This window comes from Rahnella sp. BCC 1045 (assembly GCF_019049615.1).
Taxonomy (GTDB): domain Bacteria; phylum Pseudomonadota; class Gammaproteobacteria; order Enterobacterales; family Enterobacteriaceae; genus Rahnella; species Rahnella contaminans.
Genome location: NZ_JAFMOZ010000057.1, coordinates 1 through 3,475 on the forward strand (window position 1 = coordinate 1; position 3,475 = coordinate 3,475).

Here is a 3,475-nt window from a genome sequence, read left to right on the forward strand (position 1 = left end):
CTATAAAATCTTTTTTTTGACTTTAAAAAAATGGGATGCAATTCCCTATACGCATCCCAAAGAGTTACCAGGGCAAAACCGTTCTACGGACAAAAGCATCTTTCCATTGTAATAATAAACCACACACCTTTAACAAAAGTTAAACAAAATGAGGTTAAATATAAATTTTATCGATGCAAAGTCATTAGATTTCTTAACTAAAAAATGCATTCATCAAAATTACACATCAACTGGAAATTTCATCCCAGCGGGCATGGTTGATGTGGATTTTCCATCTACTTACTTAAGCTAAATCAGGGGGTATTCACGTTATCTTCGTTTGTATTGTCATAATTGCGATCCTGTTAACAAATTGCTATTTATGTGGCGTATTGTGTTAAGTTTCTCTCAAGTTCATCTTCTTTTCGCCGAAATATAATGTAGCTATCCATTTTATTACTGTGGATCCATATTCACATTTACCGTCGGAAAATTAGGGTGTATTCATGGTGAAGTTCACGCGTTCAATAGCATTCAAGTTCAGCGCTGTATCTGCGGCAACATTGGCGGTTATTGTGTTATGCCTTACAGTAATTGGCTCATTAAACGTGAGGTATCAGGCAGTTACTCAGTTTGAATCATCAAGCCACGCAAGGATCATTCAGGCCGATGAATCCCTCGATTCCATGTTTAAAGAGGTCGAGCAGAACGTCACTTACTTATCAAAATCAAACGAACTCAGAGCCGCAGATCAGACCTTAACGACCTATTTTAACGGCGCAGGTTGGATGACCCCGGATAAAAACGGCGAAGCAGAACAGGCTATTTATCGGTTACTTAAAAATTTTGGCGATTCCCATCCCAATATGCGTTATCTAGATATTGGTACTAAATGGGGGGGGTATGTGCAGTGGCCAATAGAAAGCCTTAATGGTGCACGCTACGATCCTCGCGTACGACCTTGGTACAAACTGGCCATGACGACCCCTGACAACATAGTAAGACCCGCACCTTATACCAGCGCAGCAGGTGATGGTGGCGCAATTATCCCTTTTGCTCGGGTAGTTAAAAATACTCAAGGGGAAACTATTGGAGTTCTTGAAGGTGATATTTCATTAACTAACTTTGCGCGCCTAACAAAAGGAATAAAATTCGGAGACTCTGGCTATCTGATGGTCACTGACGCAAGTCATAAAATTCTTATAAATCCGAAAAACCCCAATGAAGAGTTTAAGTCCATGCAAGAAATTGGGGGCGATTATAACAAAATGGCGGCTGTTAAGCAGGGGCTTTTATCCGTATATTTAGGTAACGAAAAATATCGTGTTTTTGTTTACACCTCTCAGAAAAATAATTGGAAATATTACGCTTTAATGCCAGAATCGGAAATGATGGCTGCTGCAAACGCTCTTACAAGAATGCTAATTGCAGCGGGTATAATTGTTTTATTTTTGGCGGTATTTATATTAATTTTCATGGGGCAGCGGATGGTCAAACCAATTCGTACTTTAGCTGATCTTATGCATGAAATTTCTGCCGGTGATGGCGATATGACTCGCCGTTTACCGGCTACCAGCAAAGATGAAATAGGTATGCTAGCTGTAGGGTTCAACACTTTTGTTGAAAATCAGCAGCGTATCCTTCTCGATGTAATGACGAGTAGTCAACATCTTAAACTTGCCGCAGCGGAAGTTTCTGCGGGCAATCAGGATTTGTCATCCCGAACTGAACTGCAAGCATCTTCGATCCAACAAACGGCTGCCACAATGGAACAACTGTCGAGTACGGTACGCGGGACCGCAGATAGGTCACGGGCGGTTAATTCCGTTGCAGAAAATGCAGTTGAGGTCGCCCAACGCGGAAACGCGGCCGTTTCAAGCGCAGCGAAGACAATGAATACGGCAGTTGAACAGTCAGGCCGTATTATTGGCATTGTCGGCATGATAGAAAGTATTGCTTTCCAAACCAACATACTTGCCCTGAATGCGGCTGTGGAATCCGCACGGGCCGGTGAAAGTGGACGAGGGTTTGCTGTGGTGGCATCAGAGGTGCGTAACCTGGCGCAGCGCTCAACTAACGCGGCTAAAGAAATAAAGATTTTACTCGACTCTTCCGTTGAAAACGTTGTTGCCGGTGCACAGCAGGTGAATTTAGCCGGAAAAACTATTTCTGAGCTCACAGAGGCGATTTCAGATGTAGCAACAATTACTCATGAAATTTCAAGCTCGGCACAGGAACAAAGCCAGGCCATAAAGGAAATAAATCAGTCAGTTGCGTTGATGGAACAGTCTACCCAGCAAAATGCCACGCTAGTTCAGGAGATCTCTGCAGCTTCAGAATCGCTCAGTGCCCAAGGTAGAGCATTACATGCGACTGTTGGCTTCTTCAAATTACATTAACAGTATGCTCTGATCCGACGCACGATACTTCATCCAACTCTTACCCCGTGAGGATACGCACGGGGTATGCCTATTGATTTTCCTTACTTATTTATAGAGTTATCGAATAACGTATGTATTAGACATTGATAATTAAGTTCTCTCACTGCACAATTTTTCTTTGATGAGTAGGTTTAACTGTGTTTATTATTTAATAATGTTCATTGGTTGACGTCATTTTCATTTATACCTACCATATTATAAATACGTTCCACTATTCAATTAAATATGTGTTTTTTATTATTGCGAAATAATTTGGTGTCATTAAAATACCTTTTGTTATTAACGTTTAGTAAGAATAAGCTACTCCCATTCCCTTTGACATGCTGCACGATGCTGTAAAAATAACGTAGCAATATGGACACCTAAATCTTTACACTGTAAAGTAGCAACTAGTTTGTTCATGGAGTCATTTTATGCTTACGAAGTTTAACTTAAGGCGAGGGTACGTGGCGTTCTGTTTAAGCGGAGGGTTATCGTTAATCTGTCTCTCTGTCTTCCTGTTTTTTAAGTACAAAGACGATGCAACCTCACTACAAGTGACCAGCATACTGATATGCTTTGAATCTGGAATTATTTTTCTTATATCCTGTTGTTTAATAAAACTAAAATCAAAGCTTAACACACAAAAAACGCTTGAATTGAGTCGCCCTAAAGTATTCAAGCCTACTTTAGGGTTTGAATTAGTCAGAGATGACATTGGGAAGTATGTTGGTATCGATTGCGATCATGACATCATCATTGTTCTGCACCTAAGCGAATCTATATACGATGCGAGAAATTTATCGGACTTACTCAGTTACGAATGTAAAGACAGCACTGTTATTTTTCGGTTTGATGATGCGCACATCCCGATTTTCTCGATCTCTGCAAATAATACAGAGGAAAGTCAGAGTTTTTGCCAGAATTTGGACCGGTATCTTAACTCTTCGGGCTATAGAGGCGTCGTTGCCTTGTAATACTACATTTACGCGTGAATAATATGTATATAATTATTTTTATTCCACGCAATGATTTGATATTACCTTTAAGGATGAACATGTACAGTATTTTTTAAG

Annotated in this window: 1 protein-coding gene; it reads left to right on the forward strand. The window is 40.4% G+C overall.

Going from position 1 to position 3,475, the window contains the following annotated elements; genetic code table 11:
• The first annotated feature begins 485 nt into the window (after positions 1 to 485).
• The gene (locus J1782_RS00395; protein ID WP_217151919.1) at positions 486 to 2,378 is read left to right on the forward strand and encodes a methyl-accepting chemotaxis protein; all 1,893 of its coding nucleotides are present in this window, start codon (positions 486 to 488) and stop codon (positions 2,376 to 2,378) included.
• The last annotated feature ends 1,097 nt before the right edge of the window (positions 2,379 to 3,475 follow it).